The organism is Streptomyces sp. CB01201, from assembly GCF_002803085.1.
Taxonomy (GTDB): domain Bacteria; phylum Actinomycetota; class Actinomycetes; order Streptomycetales; family Streptomycetaceae; genus Streptomyces; species Streptomyces hundungensis.
The window spans coordinates 1-18,899 of record NZ_NNBJ01000038.1 but is presented as its reverse complement, the minus strand read 5'-3'; the positions used below and the strand labels follow the sequence as shown (position 1 = coordinate 18,899).

Sequence of the window (18,899 nt, the reverse complement as noted above, 5' to 3'; positions counted from 1 at the left end):
CCCGCACCGCCGAGCCGCCTGCCGCCCGCACCGCCGAGCCGCCCGCCGCCCGCACCGCCGAGCCGACCGCCCCCCGCACCGCCGGGTCCCCGGCCCCGGCCCCCCGCGCGGCCGTCCACCGGCACTCCGTGCGCGGACAGATACTGGCCGCCCTGCGCACCGCCCTGGTCGACGGCGAGCTCGTGCCCGGCGAGGTGTACTCCGCCCCCGCCCTCGCCGAACGCTTCGGGGTGTCCGCGACCCCGGTGCGCGAGGCGATGCAGCAGCTCAGCATCGAGGGTGCCGTCGAGGTCGTGCCCAACCGGGGCTTCCGGGTCACCGAGCGCAGCCCGCGCGAGCTCGCCGAACTCGCCGAGGTGCGGGCCATGATCGAGGTGCCGGTGATGCTGCGCCTGGCCCGTACCGTCCCGGCGGCCCGCTGGGCCGAGCTGCGCCCGCTGGCCGAGGCCACCACCGAGGCCGCCGCGACCGGCGACCGGGCGGGCTACGCCGAGTGCGACCGCGCCTTCCACCGGGCGCTCCTCGCGCTGGCCGGCAACCAGCAACTGGTGCAGGTGGCCGACGACTTGCACCGCCGCGCCCAGTGGCCGCTGACCGCGGCGCCGGTCGCCCGCCGCGGCGATCTGGTGGCCGACGCGGCCGAACACCTCGCCCTTCTGGACGCGCTGTGCGCCCAGAACCTGCCGGTCGTCCAGTCGCTGGTACGGGAACACTTCACGGGTTCGGCGCTCTGACGCTCCGCGCGCGGCACCTGCCGCGCGCGTACGGATCCGTTCAACTGCCGCACCCGGCAAGCGTGGTGAGGGGTCGTCACATCGCGGCAGGGTGCGGGGGAGTGGTCCCGAGGTGGGCCGCGAGCCAGGTCGGGACGCCGAGCAGGCGCACCAGGCGGGCCGCCTCCGTACGCAGCCGGGTCGAGACCGGCTCCTCCTCGGTGTCGGCGAGCGCGGCGAGCGCGGGGGCGGTGCCGATGAGGTAGCCGAGCTCCTCGCGGATCCGCAGCGACTCGGTGAAGCCGTGCCGCGCCTCCGTCAACTCCCCGTCGCGCAGGGCGAGTCCGGCCAGATGGCGCCAGGTGAAGGAGAGCAGCAGGGTGTCGCCGTGGGCGACGGCGCCCTCGTGGGCGCGGCGGTAGGCGGAGCGGGCGGCCTGGGGTGCGTCGGCCACGTTCTCGGCGAGCAGGCCGCGCCGGAAGTCGAGCAGCGCCCGGCCGCGGCCGGCCGGCGCGATCAGGGCGGCGGCCCGGCCGAACGCGGAGCGCGCCTCGTCCGCGCGGTCGCGGACCCCGAACAGGGTGGAGGCGTAGGCGAGATAGCCGCGTTCGCAGGCGGCGGCGCCGCGCTCGTCGTCGCTGCGCGCGACGGCCTCGGCGCCGCGCAGCGCCTCGTCGGCCTCCGCCCAGCCGGTCTCGGTGTACACACAGCGCTCGGTCAGCAGGGCCGTGCGCTGGAGGGCGCCGGCCGGTGCTCCCGCATGCGGTTCGAGCAGGGCCGCGGCGTCCGTCCAGCAGCCGCGCGAGCGCAACCGCCATATCGCCGTCTGGAGCGGATCCCCGTCATCTGCAGTCGTTCCGGAACCAGACATGGCGGTGTACGCCACGTTGCCCTCCCCGAGCGCGCCATCGAGCTGCTGAGTAGATCCGCATCTCAACACGGAATGGCACGCCGGGCCAAGGGGGGTGCGTGAATGAGTTCACAATCGTCCGACACTGGCCGGGATCGACTGTCAGCTCATCCGAAGCGCCAGGAAGAAGTCCAGCTTGTCCTCCAGGCGGGACAGGTCACGGGCCGTCAACTGCTCGATCCTGCCCACCCGGTAGCGCAGGGTGTTGACGTGCAGATGCAGTCGGGTGGCACACCGCGTCCACGATCCGTCGCAGTCCAGGAACGCCTCCAGGGTCGGGATGAGCTCGGCCCGGTGACGCCGGTCGTAGTCGCGCAGCGGGTCGAGCAGCCGGGCCGTGAAGGCGCGCCGCACGTCGTCCGGCACGAACGGGAGCAGCAGCACGTGCGAGGCCAGCTCGTGGTGCCCGGCCGCGCACACTCGGCCCGGTCGGGCGGCGGCGACCCGGCGGGCGTGCCGGGCCTCCTCCAGGGCTCCGCGCAGGCCCTCGGCGGAGTGCACCGCGGCGCTGACACCCAGTGTCAGCCGGCCGTCGTCGGCGAGACCGGCCGACAGCGGTGCGCGCACCGCGGTGAGCAGTGCGTCGGCGTGCAGACCGCCCTCGGCACCCTCGGCCGTGGCCGCCGGCAGCGGCACGAGCGCGATCGCCTCGTCGCCGGCGTGGGCCACCGCGATCCGGTCGGAGGACTCGGGGCCGACCACCGCCGGGTCGACGAGGATCTCCTCCAGGAGCGACTGGGCGACCGGGCCGCCCGCGATCTCGGCACCCGAGTCGCGCTCCCAGTCCACCCGGGCCACCACGACCTGCCAGTGCGGCGCCGAGCCGAGGCCGGGCAGCAGCACGGGGGCCGCGACCCGCAGCCGGGCCGCGATCTCGGCGGGCGCGGCACCGGTCTGCACGAGTTCGAGGACTTCCTGGGCGAGCCGGCGGCGCACCGTGCGGGCCGCGTCGCGGCGGTCGCGCTCGACCGCGATCAGCTGGGTGACGCCCTGGAGCAGGTCGAGCCGGGCGGCCGGCCAGTCGCTCGCGTCGGCCTCCACGGCCAGCAGCCAGTCCGAAAGCACCGTCTCGCGCACATCGCGGGCGGCCGGTGCGGCGCCCCGGCCGTTGTTGCGGATCGGGAACAGCGAGTAGACGACCCCGTCGATGGTGATCCGGTGCGGGCCGCGCCGCCCGGTGCGCGTGGCGCCCAGGTGCTCGGCGGCCAGCGCGGCGCCGACCGCCGGGGTCAGGGCGTCGCCCGCGCCCGCGATCTGGCGCCCGGTGGGCGAAAGCACCCAGGCCCGCAGGTCGAGGTCGCTTCCGAGCAGATCGAGGACCACCTCGGGGCCGCCGCCCGCCGGTCCGGACGTCATCAGGCGGCGGTGCCGGTCCACGACCGCCGCGAGGTCGCCCGCGCGCTCGCCCGAGACCTGCCGCACGACGTGCTCGGTGATGGTTGCGAACGCGACCGACTCGTTCACCGCGAACAGCGGGAGCCGATGGCGAGAACAAGCCAAAACAAGATCGTCGGGAATGGCGCCGAGCTCCGCCTCGCCCGCCGCGAGACCCGCCACGCCGGCGCTCGCGAGGATGCGTACGAATGGCTCGGAATCTTCGGCGTCCCGGCGCCAGGCGAGGCCCGTCAGAACGAGCTCGCCGCCCGCCAGATAGCGACTCGGATCCCGGAGGTCCGTAGTCATCACACCCCGCACCGTGCGGTCCAGCTCGTCCTCGCCGCCGAGCAGCCGCAGCCCCAGCGCGTCGGTTTCCAGAAGTGCGCGCAGCCGCATCGCGTGTCGCCGCCGATCTGTCTTGATGTTGCCGTTGGAAAGCGGTGAGGTAACGGAGCACCGCCTTTCATACGAATCTACAAGACGTGAGCGGAGACCAGCCAACTCCTTCATGGTTTCGGTGACTGCACCCGAGGGATCCGGGCTTGTGTACTGAGTCCACACCGCGTTAACAGCACATGAACGACTGAGATGTCGAGGGCCTGCCGTCCCCGGGACCCGCGCGAACGACCCCGAATTTGAGAATCGGAAGAGAGCCACTCATGGACTTCCTTCGCCCCGCCAGCTGGGAGGAGGCGCTCGCCGCCAAGGCAGAGCACCCCACAGCTGTGCCCATTGCGGGTGGCACCGATGTGATGGTCGAGATCAACTTCGACCACCGGCGGCCCGAGTACCTCCTGGACCTGAACCGCATCAGCGAGCTGGCTCAGTGGGAGGTCGGGCAGGACAGTGTCCGGCTTGGCCCCTCCGTCCCGTACACCAAGATCATGGAGAACCTGCGGACCGAGCTGCCGGGCCTCGCGCTCGCCTCGCACACCGTCGCCTCCCCGCAGATCCGCAACCGCGGCGGTGTCGGCGGCAACCTCGGCTGCGCCTCGCCGGCCGGTGACGCCCACCCCTCGCTGCTGTCCTCCGGCGCCGATGTCGAGGTCGAGTCCCAGGCGCGCGGCGTCCGGCTCATCCCCATCGACGAGTTCTACAAGGGCGTCAAGCGCAACGCCCTGGAGGCGGACGAGCTGATCAAGGCCGTCCACATCCCCAAGGCGGACGGCCCCCAGCAGTTCTCCAAGGTCGGCACCCGCAACGCCATGGTCATCGCGGTCTGCGCGTTCGGCCTGGCGCTGCACCCCGAGACCCGCACGGTCCGGACCGGCATCGGCTCGGCGGCCCCGACCCCCATTCGGGCGAAGGCGGCCGAGGAGTTCCTGAACGCGGCGCTCGAAGAGGGCGGCTTCTGGGACAACGGAAAGATCATCACCCCGTCGATCGCGAAGCAGTTCGCCACGCTCGCCTCGGGCGCGTGCAACCCGATCGACGACGTCCGCGGCACGGCGAACTACCGCCGTCACGCCGTCGGTGTCATGGCCCGTCGCACGCTGATGTGGACCTGGGAGTCGTACCGCGGCGACAACGGCCGCACCCTTGAAGGAGCTGCATAACCATGCGCGTGAATTTCACGGTCAATGGCCGTAAGCAGGAGGCCGACGACGTGTGGGAGGGCGAGAGCCTCCTCTACGTCCTGCGCGAGCGCATGGGCCTTCCGGGTTCGAAGAACGCCTGCGAGCAGGGCGAGTGCGGCTCCTGCACGGTCCGCCTCGACGGTGTTCCGGTGTGTTCCTGCCTGGTCGCGGCCGGTCAGGTCGAGGGCCGCGAGGTCGTCACCGTGGAGGGCCTGGCCGACTACGCCGCCCACCGCACCGACGCCCACCCCGGCGGCGGCTGCGCCTCCGGCGCCTGCGGCACCTCGATCGACGCCGCCAAGCGGTGGCAGGCCAAGCCGCAGGACGGGCAGACTGGAGAGGCGGGCGGGCTCTCCCCGATCCAGCAGGCCTTCATCGACGCCGGCGCCGTGCAGTGCGGTTTCTGCACCCCGGGCCTCCTGGTCGCCGCCGACGAGCTCCTGGAGCGCAACTCCGAGCCGTCCGACGCGGACATCCGCGAGGCGCTCTCGGGCAACCTCTGCCGTTGCACCGGCTACGAGAAGATCCTCGACGCGGTCCGCCTCGCGGCCGCCCGTCAGGAAGAGGCGGTCTGATCATGGCGCAGAACACCCGCACCACTCCGGCCGGTACGCCCACCAACGTCACCCAGAACCACACCAAGGGCGGCATCGGCGAATCCACGCTGCGGCCCGACGGCACGCTCAAGGTGACCGGTGAGTTCGCGTACTCCTCGGACATGTGGCACGAGGACATGCTGTGGGGCCAGACGCTCCGCTCCACCGTGGCCCACGCGCTGATCGAGAACATCGACATCTCCGAGGCCGTCGCGATGCCCGGCGTGTACGCCGTGCTCACCTACGACGACCTGCCGGCCAAGATGAAGAACTACGGTCTGGAGATCCAGGACACCCCCGTCCTGGCCAACGGCCGGGTCCGCCACCACGGTGAGCCGGTCGCCCTCGTGGCCGCCGACCACCCGGAGACCGCCCGCCGCGCGGCCGCCAAGATCAAGATCGACTACAAGGAGCTGCCGCTCGTCACGGACGAGGCCTCCGCCCTCGCCCCGGACGCGCCGCTCATCCACGAGGGCCGCGACGACCACCACTCCGGTCACGTCCCGCACCCCAACATCGTGCACCGCCAGCCGATCATCCGCGGCAACGTGGCGGAGGCGCGCAAGCGCGCCGACGTGATCGTCGAGGGCGAGTACACCTTCGGCATGCAGGACCAGGCCTTCCTCGGCCCGGAGTCCGGTCTCGCGGTACCCGCCGAGGACGGCGGCGTCGACCTGTACGTCGCCACCCAGTGGCTGCACTCCGACCTCCAGCAGATCGCCCCGGTCCTCGGCCTGCCGCCGGAGAAGGTACGCATGACGCTCTCCGGCGTCGGCGGTGCCTTCGGTGGCCGCGAGGACATCTCGATGCAGATCCACGCCTGCCTCCTGGCGCTGCGCACGGGCAAGCCGGTCAAGATCGTCTACAACCGGTTCGAGTCCTTCTTCGGCCATGTGCACCGTCACCCGGCGAAGCTCTACTACGAGCACGGCGCCACCAAGGACGGCAAGATCACGCACATGAAGTGCAAGATCGTCCTGGACGGCGGCGCCTACGCCTCGGCCTCCCCGGCCGTCGTCGGCAACGCCTCCTCGCTCTCCGTCGGCCCGTACGTCATCGACGACGTCGACATCGAGGCGATCGCGCTCTACTCGAACAACCCGCCCTGCGGCGCGATGCGCGGCTTCGGCGCGGTCCAGGCCTGCTTCGCCTACGAGGCCCAGATGGACAAGCTCGCGGCGAAGCTGGGCATGGACCCGGTCGAGTTCCGCCAGCTCAACGCCATGGAGCAGGGCACGATCATGCCGACCGGCCAGGTCGTGGACTCCCCGGCCCCGGTCGCCGAGCTGCTCCGCCGGGTCAAGGCCCGCCCGCTGCCGCCCGAGCAGCAGTGGCTGGCGGCCGGCGAGGAGGCGGACGTCCGCGCCCTGCCCGGCGGCCTGTCCAACACCACGCACGGCGAGGGCGTCGTCCGCGGCATCGGCTACGCGGTCGGCATCAAGAACGTCGGCTTCTCCGAGGGCTTCGACGACTACTCCACCGCCCGGGTCCGCCTGGAGGTCATCAACGGCGAGCCCGTCGCGATGGTCCACACGGCCATGGCGGAGGTCGGTCAGGGCGGTGTCACCGTGCACGCCCAGATCGCCCGTACGGAGCTGGGTGTCACGCAGGTGACCATCCACCCGGCCGACACCCAGGTCGGCTCCGCCGGTTCCACGTCCGCCTCGCGGCAGACGTACATGACCGGTGGCGCGGTGAAGAACACCTGCGAGGCCGTCCGGGCCAAGGCCCTGGAGCTCGGCCGCCGCAAGTTCGGCTCCTACCACCCCGCCTGGGCCACCGCCGAGCTGCTGCTCGAAGGCGGCAAGGTCGTCACCGACGGCGGCGAGGTCCTCGCCGATCTGGCGGACGTCCTGGAGGGCGAGGCGATCGACGAGGAGCTGGAGTTCCGGCACCGCCCGACCCAGGCCTTCGACCTCGTCACCGGCCAGGGCAACGGCCACGTCCAGTACACGTTCGCCGCGCACCGCGCGGTGGTCGAGGTGGACACCGAGCTCGGCCTCGTCAAGGTCGTCGAGCTGGCCACCGCCCAGGACGTCGGCAAGGCCCTCAACATGCTCTCCGTCGTCGGCCAGATCCAGGGTGGTACCACCCAGGGCCTCGGCGTCGCGGTGATGGAAGAGATCATCGTGGACCCGAAGACCGCGAAGGTGCGCAACCCGTCCTTCACGGACTACCTGATCCCGACGATCCTGGACACCCCGACCATCCCGGTCGACGTCCTGGAGCTCGCCGACCCGAACGCGCCGTACGGTCTGCGCGGTCTCGGCGAGGCCCCGACCCTCTCGTCCACCCCGGCCGTCCTCGCGGCGATCCGGGCGGCGACCGGTCTGGAGCTCAACAAGACCCCGGTCCGCCCCGAGCACCTCACGGGCACGTGATCCCTCCAGGGGTCCGGGGGTGAAAGAAATTTCTTCCGGGGGACTCACGTCCCCCGGGCCCCCTCCTCACAAGCCCTCCGGGCGGTGCGTGCCTCCCCAGGAACGTCACACTTCCGAGGCCGCACCGCCCGGAGCACACCAGTACCGCACCGCTCGCGGTCCTCGCATGACCCGCAGTACCGGCACCACCGGCAGTACGAGCACCACCGGCACAACCGAGTCACACCAGCAACACCCGTAGCCATCTGCACTGCGGTACCGCCTCCGGTACCCCGGCAGGAGCAGACACCGTTCGTCTCGGGCCGTCCCCCGGGTCGTGCAGCCCACGCACCATCCCAAATCCCGCAGCTTGTCTGACCTGAGGATTCAAGTCTTATGCGGGTGCCCCTGTGAACCTTGGGAGTAGGCACCATGACCCAGCAGTCCCTGGAGCCGAAGACCACCGCCGAGGACGCGGGCTCCGGCTCCCGTCCCCCCGCCGGCAGGTCTTGGCTCGACCGGTACTTTCACATATCCGAGCGAGGATCGACGTTCGCGCAGGAAGTGCGCGGCGGCATCACCACCTTCATGGCGATGTGCTACATCCTCCTGCTCAACCCGCTGATCCTCTCGACGCCCGATGTCGACAAGCACGTACTGGGCCACGCCGGCCTGGTCACCGCCACCGCGCTCGCGGCCGCGGTCAGCACCCTGCTGATGGGCTTCATCGGCAAGGTCCCGCTCGCGCTGGCCGCCGGACTGAACGTCTCCGCGGCCCTGACCACCCAGGTGGTCCCGAACATGACCTGGCCGCAGGCCATGGGCATGTGCGTCATGTACGGCGTCGTGATCATGCTCCTGGTCGTCACCGGCCTCCGAGAAATGATCATGAACGCCATCCCGCTGGCGCTCAAGCACGCGATCACCATGGGCATCGGCATGTTCGTCGCCCTGCTCGGCCTGGTGAAGGCCGGATTCGTGGGCAAGGGACCCGAGAACGGACCGCCGGTCACCCTCGGCCTGACCGGGCAGCTCGTCGGCTGGCCCGTCTTCTTCTTCGCCATCACCCTGCTGCTGATCTTCGCGCTCCAGGCCCGCAAGGTGCCCGGCGCGATCCTGATCGGCATCGTCTCGGGCAGCGTCCTGTCCTTCGTGGTCACCAAGGCGGCCGGCCTCACCGACAAGGACTGGGGCGGCGCCGCCCCCGGCCTCAAGGGCAGTGCGGTCTCCTCACCCGACTTCGGCCTCTTCGGCCACGTCGAGTTCGGCGGCTGGGGCTCCATCGGCGCCATCAGCGTCGGCATGATCGTCTTCACCCTCGTGCTCGCCGGCTTCTTCGACGCGATGGCCACCATCATCGGCGTCGGCCAGGAGGCCAAGCTCGCCGACGACAAGGGCAGAATGCCGGGCCTGTCCAAGGCGCTGTTCATCGACGGTGCGGGCGGTGCGATCGGCGGTGTCTCCGGCGCCTCCGGCCAGACCGTGTTCATCGAGTCCGCCTCCGGCGCGGGTGAAGGTGCCCGTACCGGCCTCTCCTCGGTCGTCACCGGTCTGTTCTTCGCCGCGTGCCTCTTCTTCACCCCGGTCACCCAGCTGGTTCCGGCCCAGGTCGCCTCCGCCGCCCTCGTCGTCATCGGCTCGATGATGATGAGCGCCGCCAAGCACGTGGACTGGAGCGACCGGTCCGTCTCCATCCCGGTGTTCCTCACCGTGGCGCTGATGCCGTTCACGTACAACATCACCGCCGGTGTCGGCGCGGGCGTCGTCGCCTACACCGTGATCAAGGCAGCACAGGGCAAGTGGCGGGAGATCGGCGGGTTCATGTGGGCCCTCACCGCCGTCTTCACCATCTACTTCGCCCTCCATCCCATTGAGAACTGGCTAGGCGTCAAGTAGCGGCCGCGCCGCCGACGCCCTCCACACGTCGTTAAGGAGACCGAACATGCTGGACATCGCCGAAGAGCTGAACCGGTGGGTCGAGCAGGGACGCGAGTTCGCCGTGGCCACGGTGGTGGCCGTCGGCGGCAGCGCGCCCCGGCAGCCGGGAGCCGCCCTCGCCGTCGACAGCGACGGCACGGCGATCGGTTCGGTCTCCGGCGGATGTGTGGAGGGCGCTGTCTATGAACTCTGTCAGCAGGCGCTCGAAGACGGCGAGACCGTCCTTGAGCGCTTCGGATACAGCGACGAGGACGCCTTCGCGGTCGGCCTGACCTGCGGCGGCGTCATCGACATACTCGTCACCCCGGTCGGCCGTCAGGCTCCGGCCCGCACGGTGTTCGCCGCCGCCCTGGCCACCGCCGCACGCGGCGAGGCCGCCGCGGTCGCCCGGGTCACCGACGGGCCGGCCGAGCTGATGGGCCGCGCCCTGCTCGTCCACCCCGACGGCCGTTACGAAGGCGTCCTCGGCGGGCACCCCGAGCTGGACCGGGCCGTGGCCGACGAAGCCACCGCCCTGCTCGACGCGGGCCGCACCGCCACCCTCTCCCTCGGCGCCGACGGCCGCCTGTGCGGGCAGCCGCTCACCGTGCTGGTCGAGTCGAGCGTCCCGGCCCCCCGGATGATCGTCTTCGGCGCCATCGACTTCGCCGCCGCCCTGGTCCGGGTCGGCAAGTTCCTCGGCTACCACGTGACCGTGTGCGACGCCCGGCCCGTCTTCGCGACGAGGACCCGCTTCCCCGAGGCGGACGAGATCGTCGTCGAGTGGCCCCACAAGTACCTCCAGCGCACCGACACCGACTCCCGTACGGTGCTGTGCGTCCTGACCCACGACGCCAAGTTCGACATCCCGCTCCTGGAGACCGCGCTGAAGCTGCCGGTCGCCTACATCGGCGCGATGGGCTCGCGCCGCACCCACCTGGACCGCAACAAGCGACTGCGCGACGTGGGCGTCACCGAGCTGGAACTGAACCGGCTGCGCTCCCCGATCGGCCTCGACCTCGGCGCGCGTACGCCCGAGGAGACGGCCCTGTCCATCGCCGCGGAGATCGTCGCCAACCGGCGCGGCGGCAGCGGGGTCGCCCTGACCGGCGCCCACACCCCGATCCACCACGACGGCTCGGGCAAGGTCGGCCGCATCGGCTCGGTCGCCTAGCTCCCGCCGGCTCCGACGCCGCCCGGGGCGACCGTCCCCGCCCCGGGCGTTATGCGGGTGACTGCCCGTTTCGGGCGGGTTAGGGTCGCCGCATGAGCGAGCTGGAGTTCCGCGACGTGCCCGAGTCCGACGTCGACCGTGCCCTGGAGCTCTGGTGGCTGGTCTTCCACGACCGGCCCGACGAGAAGGAGAAGCGCGAGTACCACCGCGCGATGGTGCTGCGCTGCGACCGGGTGGGGGCCTATGACGGCGACGCGCTCGTCGGCTTCCTCGTCGCCCACCGCTTCACGCTCTCCGTGCCCGGCGGTGAACTCCCTTGCCCCGGGCTGACGTTCGTCTCCGTCGCGCCCACCCACCGCCGCCGCGGCGTGCTCTCCGGCATGATCGCCGAGGTGTTCCGCCGCTGCGCCGCGCACGGCCGCCCCGTCGCCGCGCTGTGGGCTTCGGAGGCCGCCATCTACGGCCGCTTCGGATTCGGCGCGGGCACCTACGGCACCACCGTCGAGATCAACTCGACCCGCCCGCTCGACCTGCGCATCGCCCCGGATCCGCGCCCCCTGCGCCTGATCGACCCCGCCGACGTGCCCGCCGAACTCGGCCCCTACTACGAGGCGACCCGCACCCGCCGGGCCGGACGCGTCGCGCGCGACGCGGAGCGCTGGCGCGGCGAGTGGCTGCCCGAGACCGACGAGGACGACGAGGAGCTCGGCCCGCCCCGGGTGGTGGGCCTCGGCGCCGTCGGCGAGCCGCTCGCCGGTTACGCGCTCTACCGCACCCGGCGCGAGGACGACCCCGCCAAGCCCGGCACCGTCCAGGTCGCCGAACTGGAGGCCGACACCCCCGCCGGCGAGGCCGCGCTGTGGAACTACCTGGCCGGCATCGACCTCACCGGAACCGTCCGCGCCTGGGGCCTGGCGCCGGACGACCCGCTGCTCCTGTTCGCGACCGACCGGGACCAGGTGCGGGCCGTCGCCGAGTTCCCCGCGCTGTGGATCCGCCTGGTGGACGTCGGCGCCGCGCTCACCGCCCGCTCCTGGGCGGCCGAGGTCTTCCTCGTCCTGGAGGTCACCGACGACCGCGTCCCGGCCAACGCCGGCCGCTTCCGCCTGGCCGCGTCCCCGCACGGCTGCACCTACGAGCCGACCTCGGCCGCGCCCGACCTCGCCCTCGACGTGCGCGACCTGGCGGCCTGCTACCTCGGCGGCACCGAGGTACGCCGCCTGGTCCTGGCCGGCCTGGTGACGGAGCACACCCCGGGCGCGGCCGAGGCGCTGGACACGGCGCTGCGCACCACGGAACTGCCGCACACCGTCGACGAGTTCTGACCTACCGGGGGAGTGGGCGGGGGCATCTGCGGGCCGGAGTGACGAGGCTCTCGTGGCCGTGCGGACGGGGCCGGGACGAACGTCCCGCGGCGAACTCCCTGCTCGGAGCGGGAACCGGACGCCCCTTTGGCGGGGTCTTTGCCTGCGCGTTAGGGACCAAAGTCCCGGCGCGCGGCGCCCGCACCGAATCCCTCGCCGCGCTGATGTCGCGTCAACCCCACCGAATGTCAAGGAAGTTGTCGGGATTCGGGTATTTTCTGTCGATACCCGGTCGGCGAATTCACATTTCGGGATTCCAGCGCGATCGTGCGATCGTGGCCGACTGGTGAAGCTCCGCTGCCGTACCGGCACGTACCGAGGGGATGGGGAATCCATGGCGCGACCGACTGCCCACACACGCCGCATCGCGATCGCCACGGCTGCGGCCGCGGTCCTGACGGGCGGCGTCGCCGCCGCGGTGTTCCTCGGCAGCGACACCTCCGCCGACGGTCCCGGCCCGGCCCTCGCACACTCCTCCGCCAAGTCCCACGCTCCCGGCAGGTCCGACGACAAGCCGGGCGGGCGGCCCTCCGGCCCCGCCCGGCCATCGGGCCCGGGCGGCGACGACAGCGCGCCGGACGGCTCCGACGGCTCCGCCGACGCGACGGGCGCGGCCGGGCCGCCCGGCTCCGGCGGGATATCGGAGACGATCGACCACGCCACCGAGAGCGGCGGCAAGTCCGTCTCGATCACCATCGACGACGGCCCGAGCCCGGTCTGGACGCCGAAGATCCTCGCCGTCCTCAAGCAGTACGGCGTGAAGGCGACCTTCTGCATGATCGGCCCCCAGGCCAAGGCCGACCCCGCCATGGTCAAAAAGGTCGTCGCGGACGGCCACCGACTCTGCGACCACACGGTCAGCCACGACGAGGCCATGAACAAGAAGTCCGTGGACTACCAGAGCACCGAGGTCCTCGACGCCCAGAAGATGATCGAGGACGCGGCCGGCGGCGCCAAGGTGCAGTACTTCCGCGCCCCCGGCGGCGCCTTCACGCCCGACAACCGGCACATCGCGGCCGCCCACGGGATGCGCCCGCTCGGCTGGAACGTCGACACCAAGGACTGGAAGCAGCCCGGCACCGCGACGATCGTCAACACGGTGAAGCGGGAGCTCAAGAACGGCCCGATCGTGCTGTTCCACGACGGCGGCGGCTCCCGCGGCCAGACGGTCGCGGCGCTGAAGGAGCTGCTGCCGTGGCTCGCCGAGGAGGGCTACACCTTCAGCTTCCCGGCCGTCTGACGCCGTCCGCCGCATCGCGCCGCTCACGGCATCGTCGCCCACAGACCGCAGTGGTGGACCCCGCCCGGCCGCACCGGGCCGGTACGGCCCGGCGCCAGGCCCTGCACCCGCGTGCGGGTCCAGCGCGGCGCCCCGCCACCGCCCGGATCCCCGAACCGGGCGAACCGCGTCCAGTACCCGATCATCGTGTCCGCGAGCCTGCGCTGAGCCTCCGTCATATCCCGTGGCCGGCCGCCCAGATCGAACAGGTACGGCAGCTCGGTGGTGTGGGTCGCGCCCAGCGGAAACGGCGGGGGAGCGGGCGTGGGGCGCGGCGGGTGAGGATCGGCGAACTCGTAGCGCCACACCGGCTGACGCGCCGCGAGCAGTGACTCCGTGCGCAGCGCGGGGCAGGCGTAGTCCGCATCCCCGATGACCGCGCCGAACACCGGTCCGCCGTCCGTTGCGTGCACCGGATACATCGCCACGACCTCCGCGGCCCGGTCCGGATCGGGCACGAACTCCCGCACCACATCGGGCCAGTTGGCCGGAGTGACGGCGGTGCCCGCGGCCATGATCCCGGCCGCCCAGATGGTGCCCTCGTCGTGGTTGGCTCCCATGAGCACCGGCACCCGCGCCATCCGTCCCGAGGCGGCCGCTTCGGCCGGATCGCGCGGCAGCAGCGCGGTGCCGTACTCGGGCTGCGCGTCCGCGCCCTGCGCCGCGAGCAACCGGGCCACCGGAACCCGGCGCAGACAGCCGAGCACATCCGCCCGCCGCGCGCAGCCGACCGCGTCGGCGAGCCCCGCCCCGGCCGCCTCCGCCGCCGAAGGCGCCACCGCATAGGGGGCGAACGGGCGCGCCGGGCCGCCCGTGCAGGGGCCGCTCTCCATGATCGCCCGCTGGAAGAGCCCGGCCGCGGAGGGGGAGCCGAGCTGCGCGCAGACCGCGTACGCCCCGGCCGACTCCCCGGCGAGCGTCACGTTCCGCGCGTCCCCGCCGAACGCCCCGATGTTCCGCTGTACGTAACGCAGCGCCGCCTGCTGGTCGGCGAGGCCGAAGGTGCCCGAGCCGGGCAGGCCCGCGCGGCCGAGGAAACCGAGCGCACCGAGGCGGTAGTCGACGGTGACCACGACCACATCGCCCCGCACCGCCATCCGGTGCGCGTCGTAGGAGTTCCCGGCACCGGAGGTGAAGCCGCCGCCATGAAGCCATACGATCACCGGCCGCGGGCGGCCCGGCGCCGCGTCGGACGGGGCGGTCACGTTCAGGTACAGACAGTCCTCGCTGATGCTGCCGCCCGGCACCTCACCGGCCGGCTGCGCGCACGCGGAGGCGGGCCGCGTCGCGTCACGGACCCCGCGCCACGGGGCGGCCGGGTGGGGCGGAGCCCAGCGCAGCGCGCCGACGGGCGGGGCGGCGTACGGGACGCCCTCGAACACCCGGTAGCCCTCACGCACCGAGCCGCGCACCGCCCCGGCACGGGTCCGCACCACGGAGGTCGCCGACGCGGATACCGCCGATGCCGACATCACGGACGCCGGCCGCACCGGTGCCGATGCCATGACCGCCGGGGGCGCCACGGCCGAGGGGACCAGCACGGCCACCGCGCTCGCGACGGCCGCGGCGAACCACCGCACCTCAGCCACCCCCCATTCCGCCCTGCGCCGCGACGAGCGTGGTCCCGAGGCTCCGCACCGCGCGGCCGAGGCCCGGCGCGAGGGCGTCGAGCCGCCCGGTCATCGCGTCGAGACGGCCCCGGTGGGCGCGGGCGTCCGCCGACGGGACGAGGTGCCGCACCCGGCCCGCCGCGGCGAGCGCCAGGACCACGGCGTCGTACGCCTCGACGGGCCCCGAGCCCCGCAGCAGCGCGGTGAGCCGCGCCTGAAGGGCCCGTACGCCCGCCGCGTCCCGCACCGCCACCTCGCGCCGGGCCGCACGCGCGAACGCGGGCCGCTCCTCGACGGTGATCAGGCCCAGGGCGGCGAGCCGGTCCTCGACCGCGTCCAGTGTCTCCCTGCGGTCGCCGCGCACCCACGCCTTCCAGGTGCGCCGGTGGGCCCCGACGCGCGACAGGACGAGATCGAGCACGGGGTCGCCGGTGCTGCCGGGATCCGCCACCGCCACCTCGCCCGAGGTGTCGGCGAGCCGGCCGAGGTAGGCCAGTTCCGCGAGCGACGCGGCGCGCAGCAGGAACCCGGCGCGGGTGCGGTCGTACGGGGCACCGGCGTCGGTGTCGTAGGCCGCGAGATACATCCGGCCGTACAGGGTGTCGGTCATGGCACCGACGCTAGGCGGCCCGCCCCGGGCGGAGGATCCACCCGGCGGACCGAACCGCACCCCGACCACGGTATGAGTGGGCCGCCGACTCATACCGCGGTATGAGCAGGGGGAAGCGGAAGGAGGGGCGGGTTGCGGGGCGGGCCGTGACTCAGCCGCGGCGCGGCTCGACGAGCCCGTGGTCGTACGCGGCGACCACCGCCTGCACCCGGTCGCGCAGCCCCAACTTCCGCAGCACCGCCGAGACATGGGTCTTGACCGTCGCCTCCGACAGATGCAGTTGACGGGCGATCTCGGTGTTGGAAAGGGCCTGCCCGATCAGCGCGAGCACCTCGCGTTCGCGTGGCGTGAGCCCGGCGAGGGCCGCGGGCGCCGGGGGCGTGGTGGTGTGCGCGAACCGGTCGAGCATGCGGCGCGTCACGGTCGGCGCGAGCAGCGCGTCCCCGCGCGCCACCACCCGCACGGCCTCGGCGAGTTCGGCCGGCCGGATGTCCTTGAGCAGGAAGCCGCTGGCCCCGGCCCGCAGCGCGGTCAGTACGTGCTCGTCGAGGTCGAAGGTGGTGACGACGAGGACCCGGGTCGCACTGCCGGAGGCGACGATGGCCCGCGTCGCCTCGATCCCGTCCATGACCGGCATCCGCACGTCCATCAGGACGACGTCCGGCCCCAACTCGCGGACCAGGCGCACCGCGTGCTGCCCGTCGGCCGCCTCGCCGACCACTTCCAGATCGTCCCGCGCGTCGATGATCAGACGGAAACCGCCGCGCACCAGCGCCTGGTCGTCGGCCACCACCACCCGGATCGTCACGACGCGTACCTTATCGGCAGCACCGCGCGCACCTCGAAACCCCCGTCGGCCCCCGGGCCGGCGGCCAGCGTCCCGCCGAGCAGCTCGGCCCGCTCCCGCATCCCCGCGAGCCCGCGCCCCGCGCCGCCGGAGCGCCAACTCCGGCCGCCAGGGCGGCCGTTGTCGCTCACCTCGATACGGACCGACTCCTCGTCACGGCACACCGACACCCGCACCCGGCTCGCTCCCGCGTGCCGCAACGTGTTCGTCAGCGCCTCCTGAACGATCCGGTAGCCCGCGAGGCCGACTGCGGCCGGCAGCGCCGGGCCCCGGCCCTCCTCGCACAATTCGACGGCAAGACCGGCGGCCCGTGCGCCCGCGGCCAGCTCGGCCAGGTCCCCGAGCCCGCGCGGTGGCCGTCGCCCGCCGTCGCCCGCGCCGCCCTCCTCGCCCGCCGTCGCCCGCGCCGCCCTCCTCGCCCGCCTCGGCCCGCAGCAGCAGCCGCAGCTCCCCGAGCGCGGAGCGGCCCGCGTCGTCGATGGCCCGCAGGGCCCGCCTCGCCTGCTCCGGATCGGCGTCGAACACGTCCTCGGCGGCACCGGCCTGGATCACCATCACCGACACGGTGTGCGCCACCACGTCGTGCACCTCCCGGGCGATCCTGGCCCGCTCCTCGGCCACCGCCCGCCGGGTCTCGGCGGCGAGCCGCTGCTGCTGGGCCCTGCGCCACTGACCCGCTGTCCAGGCCAGCGTCGCGGCGAGCACCTGGGTGACAAGGGACAGTGTCCCGCCGCCGACGAAGGCGAGCGGGGCCAGCGCGAGCATCCCGAGCAGCCCCCACCGCGAGGTGCGCACCGGGCGCAGCGCCGACAGGACACACAGCGCGAGCTGCGCCCCGAGCAGCGCCCCGGTCAGGCTCAGCGCCGGAAAGAGCAGCCACATCGCGGCCCCGAGCAGCGCGCTCGCGGCGAGCACCGCGCCGGGCCGCCGCACCGCCCACCACAGGACCGCGGCCTGCACCGCGGCGAGTGCGAGGGCCGCGGCGGGCCGCCAGGCGGCACCGGCCTCGGGCCCGGCGGCCAGCTGGGCGGGCACCGCGACTGCGAGCACCAGGGTCGCCGAACCCGCCCGCAGCAACCCGACCGCCCGGGCCGGGGGAGGGCTGTCACCGTCGGCCCGCAGAGGGGCGCCAGTGCTGTCGAGACCACGCCTAGGACCCACGCGGCGACGCTACCAACCCGCGGTGCGGAAGAAATATTCATGCCCGGGGCCGGGAAATTTGCCGAAAGTACGGCGGCTCATCCTGGCGACGCGCGCAAAATAGTAGTATTTGCCGTGCCGTCTTGTCAGATCCGTGCTACTGTTGATCCCAGTTGCAGTTGTGGTTCCCAAAGACTTCAAGTGCCTTGATGGTTTTATGCCGTCGGGCGCTTTTGTATTTCCGGTGTTTTCCGGACGGGGCAATCATCGCGGTAACGACGGGGTCAGCACAGTGCGGACCCCCGGGCATTGCCCCGAAGGAGATATGACATGGCTACTGGCACCGTGAAGTGGTTCAACGCGGAAAAGGGCTTCGGCTTCATTGAGCAGGAGGGTGGCGGTCCGGACGTGTTCGCCCACTACTCGAACATCGCCGCCCAGGGCTTCCGTGAGCTTCAGGAAGGCCAGAAGGTGAACTTCGACGTCACGCAGGGCCAGAAGGGCCCGCAGGCCGAGAACATCACGCCTGCCTGACGCTGAAGCGTTTTCTGCACGCGGCTGGGGCTCGCACCTTGGGGTGCGGGCCCCAGCCCGTTGCTGTTCCACCGGGCCGCCGTCACCCTGTGACGGATTTTTCACGGCCCGCGGGACACCGGGCGCCGCCCGTGTCCCGCCACGCAGCGGACGAACCGCCACGGCCACGGCCGGGGCGGCATCAGCCCGCTGTCCTGATCCGGCCCGCCCGCCCCACCAGGCGGCGGCTGCCCGGCATTCCGACATCGGGCGGGGAATTTCCGCGCCCCCGTGCGGCCGGATCGGAATTCAACTTCTGTTTTCGGCTCGTTCTTGCGATGCCCCGGCCGATCGAATTCGCCGGGCGTTCCTCGATACGTGCCATATCGAGGAAGGTTCTCCTTGAACCGTTCAGCTCGCACGAACGACCGCTACTCCGCCGCTCGCAAGGGCGGCGCCGACCGCGGGGCCCGCTTCCGGCCCCAGGGCGCGAACCGCTCCGGCGGCGGCCGCAGGCCCGCCGCACCGCAGGGTGAGTTCGCGCTCCCCGTGACCGTGACCCCGGCGCTGCCTCCCGTCGCGAGCTTCGCCGACCTCCCGCTCCCCGCCGAGGTGCTCGAACTCCTCGCGAGCCTCGGCATGAACGAACCCTTCCCGATCCAGTCGGCCACCCTGCCGAACTCCCTCGCGGGTCGTGACGTGCTCGGCCGTGGCCGCACCGGCTCCGGCAAGACCCTGGCCTTCGGGCTCGCGCTGCTGACCCGGACCGCGGGCCGCCGCGCCGACTCCAAGAAGCCGCTCGCGCTGATCCTGGTGCCGACGCGTGAGCTGGCCCAGCAGGTCACCGACGCGCTGACCCCGTATGCCCGCGCCCTGCGGCTGCGGCTGGCGACGGTGGTGGGCGGCATGTCG

General features: G+C 72.7%; 17 protein-coding genes. 10 read left to right on the top strand and 7 right to left on the bottom strand.

The features are described 5' to 3' along the window. Nucleotides 1-734, top strand: a 734-nt coding sequence (locus tag CG740_RS39255; RefSeq protein WP_100580108.1) for a GntR family transcriptional regulator, incomplete at its 5' end; no start/stop codon positions are given. A 76-nt stretch (nucleotides 735-810) separates the two neighbouring features. On the opposite strand, the gene CG740_RS39250 is transcribed toward CG740_RS39255, so the two are convergent. Beyond that, entirely contained in the window at nucleotides 811-1,584 is a 774-nt protein-coding gene (locus CG740_RS39250; RefSeq protein ID WP_199846722.1) for a hypothetical protein, read from the bottom strand. A 141-nt stretch (nucleotides 1,585-1,725) separates the two neighbouring features. Next, the gene (locus CG740_RS39245) at nucleotides 1,726-3,396 is read right to left on the bottom strand and encodes a PucR family transcriptional regulator (RefSeq protein WP_100580106.1); all 1,671 of its coding nucleotides are present in this window, start codon (nucleotides 3,394-3,396) and stop codon (nucleotides 1,726-1,728) included. A 263-nt stretch (nucleotides 3,397-3,659) separates the two neighbouring features. Here CG740_RS39245 and CG740_RS39240 point away from each other — a divergent pair, with 263 nt between their 5' ends. The 7 genes from CG740_RS39240 (at nucleotide 3,660) to CG740_RS39210 (ending at nucleotide 13,228) form a co-directional block, all read left to right on the top strand. Next, nucleotides 3,660-4,556, top strand: coding sequence for an FAD binding domain-containing protein (locus CG740_RS39240; protein WP_100580105.1), 897 nt, complete (start codon nucleotides 3,660-3,662; stop codon nucleotides 4,554-4,556). Between the two features lie 2 nt (nucleotides 4,557-4,558). Then, nucleotides 4,559-5,152 carry a (2Fe-2S)-binding protein gene (locus CG740_RS39235; protein WP_100580104.1) on the top strand — a complete coding sequence of 198 codons (594 nt, stop codon included), beginning with the start codon at nucleotides 4,559-4,561 and terminating at the stop codon, nucleotides 5,150-5,152. Between the two features lie 2 nt (nucleotides 5,153-5,154). Then, nucleotides 5,155-7,554 (top strand): xanthine dehydrogenase subunit D, encoded by a 2,400-nt coding sequence (pucD, locus tag CG740_RS39230; RefSeq protein ID WP_100580103.1) that lies wholly within the window; start codon nucleotides 5,155-5,157, stop codon nucleotides 7,552-7,554. 411 nt (nucleotides 7,555-7,965) lie between these two features. Then, the gene (locus CG740_RS39225; RefSeq protein WP_100580102.1) at nucleotides 7,966-9,429 is read left to right on the top strand and encodes an NCS2 family permease; all 1,464 of its coding nucleotides are present in this window, start codon (nucleotides 7,966-7,968) and stop codon (nucleotides 9,427-9,429) included. Nucleotides 9,430-9,475: 46 nt separating this feature from the next. Beyond that, nucleotides 9,476-10,624, top strand: a complete 1,149-nt coding sequence (locus tag CG740_RS39220; protein WP_100580101.1) for an XdhC family protein — start codon at nucleotides 9,476-9,478, stop codon at nucleotides 10,622-10,624. Nucleotides 10,625-10,716: 92 nt separating this feature from the next. Beyond that, nucleotides 10,717-11,949: a GNAT family N-acetyltransferase gene (locus CG740_RS39215; RefSeq protein ID WP_100580100.1), complete on the top strand. Its 1,233-nt coding sequence runs from the start codon at nucleotides 10,717-10,719 to the stop codon at nucleotides 11,947-11,949. Between the two features lie 373 nt (nucleotides 11,950-12,322). Further along, nucleotides 12,323-13,228, top strand: coding sequence for a polysaccharide deacetylase family protein (locus tag CG740_RS39210; RefSeq protein WP_100580099.1), 906 nt, complete (start codon nucleotides 12,323-12,325; stop codon nucleotides 13,226-13,228). Between the two features lie 23 nt (nucleotides 13,229-13,251). Here the strand turns inward: CG740_RS39210 and CG740_RS39205 are convergent, their stop codons facing one another. The 5 genes from CG740_RS39205 to CG740_RS39190 form a co-directional block, all read right to left on the bottom strand. Then, nucleotides 13,252-14,856, bottom strand: coding sequence for a carboxylesterase/lipase family protein (locus CG740_RS39205; RefSeq protein ID WP_234376774.1), 1,605 nt, complete (start codon nucleotides 14,854-14,856; stop codon nucleotides 13,252-13,254). Then, nucleotides 14,849-15,487, bottom strand: coding sequence for a GOLPH3/VPS74 family protein (locus tag CG740_RS39200; protein WP_100580098.1), 639 nt, complete (start codon nucleotides 15,485-15,487; stop codon nucleotides 14,849-14,851). Before CG740_RS39200 ends, CG740_RS39205 begins: the two co-directional genes overlap by 8 nt. Nucleotides 15,488-15,638: 151 nt before the next feature. Then, a complete protein-coding gene (locus CG740_RS39195) occupies nucleotides 15,639-16,295 on the bottom strand; it encodes a response regulator (RefSeq protein WP_100580097.1) in 657 nt (218 codons plus the stop codon). Next, nucleotides 16,292-16,510, bottom strand: a complete 219-nt coding sequence (locus tag CG740_RS41440; RefSeq protein ID WP_234376773.1) for an ATP-binding protein — start codon at nucleotides 16,508-16,510, stop codon at nucleotides 16,292-16,294. The genes CG740_RS39195 and CG740_RS41440 overlap by 4 nt, the downstream gene beginning before the upstream one ends. Then, nucleotides 16,488-17,495, bottom strand: coding sequence for a sensor histidine kinase (locus CG740_RS39190; protein ID WP_234376772.1), 1,008 nt, complete (start codon nucleotides 17,493-17,495; stop codon nucleotides 16,488-16,490). The genes CG740_RS41440 and CG740_RS39190 overlap by 23 nt, the downstream gene beginning before the upstream one ends. A gap of 309 nt (nucleotides 17,496-17,804) precedes the next feature. On the opposite strand from CG740_RS39190, the gene CG740_RS39185 reads away from it, so the two are divergent. Both CG740_RS39185 and CG740_RS39180 read left to right on the top strand, forming a co-directional pair. Further along, a complete protein-coding gene (locus tag CG740_RS39185) occupies nucleotides 17,805-18,008 on the top strand; it encodes a cold-shock protein (RefSeq protein ID WP_100580096.1) in 204 nt (67 codons plus the stop codon). Between the two features lie 381 nt (nucleotides 18,009-18,389). Further along, nucleotides 18,390-18,899, top strand: a 510-nt coding sequence (locus CG740_RS39180) for a DEAD/DEAH box helicase (RefSeq protein ID WP_159030571.1), incomplete at its 3' end; no start/stop codon positions are given.

Coding starts and splice junctions, on each gene's coding strand:
- CG740_RS39250 (WP_199846722.1), bottom strand. CDS start 1,584: ATGTCTGGTTCCGGAACGACTGCAGATGACGGGGATCCGCTCCAGACG.
- CG740_RS39245 (WP_100580106.1), bottom strand. CDS start 3,396: ATGCGGCTGCGCGCACTTCTGGAAACCGACGCGCTGGGGCTGCGGCTG.
- CG740_RS39240 (WP_100580105.1), top strand. CDS start 3,660: ATGGACTTCCTTCGCCCCGCCAGCTGGGAGGAGGCGCTCGCCGCCAAG.
- CG740_RS39235 (WP_100580104.1), top strand. CDS start 4,559: ATGCGCGTGAATTTCACGGTCAATGGCCGTAAGCAGGAGGCCGACGAC.
- pucD (WP_100580103.1), top strand. CDS start 5,155: ATGGCGCAGAACACCCGCACCACTCCGGCCGGTACGCCCACCAACGTC.
- CG740_RS39225 (WP_100580102.1), top strand. CDS start 7,966: ATGACCCAGCAGTCCCTGGAGCCGAAGACCACCGCCGAGGACGCGGGC.
- CG740_RS39220 (WP_100580101.1), top strand. CDS start 9,476: ATGCTGGACATCGCCGAAGAGCTGAACCGGTGGGTCGAGCAGGGACGC.
- CG740_RS39215 (WP_100580100.1), top strand. CDS start 10,717: ATGAGCGAGCTGGAGTTCCGCGACGTGCCCGAGTCCGACGTCGACCGT.
- CG740_RS39210 (WP_100580099.1), top strand. CDS start 12,323: ATGGCGCGACCGACTGCCCACACACGCCGCATCGCGATCGCCACGGCT.
- CG740_RS39200 (WP_100580098.1), bottom strand. CDS start 15,487: ATGACCGACACCCTGTACGGCCGGATGTATCTCGCGGCCTACGACACC.
- CG740_RS39185 (WP_100580096.1), top strand. CDS start 17,805: ATGGCTACTGGCACCGTGAAGTGGTTCAACGCGGAAAAGGGCTTCGGC.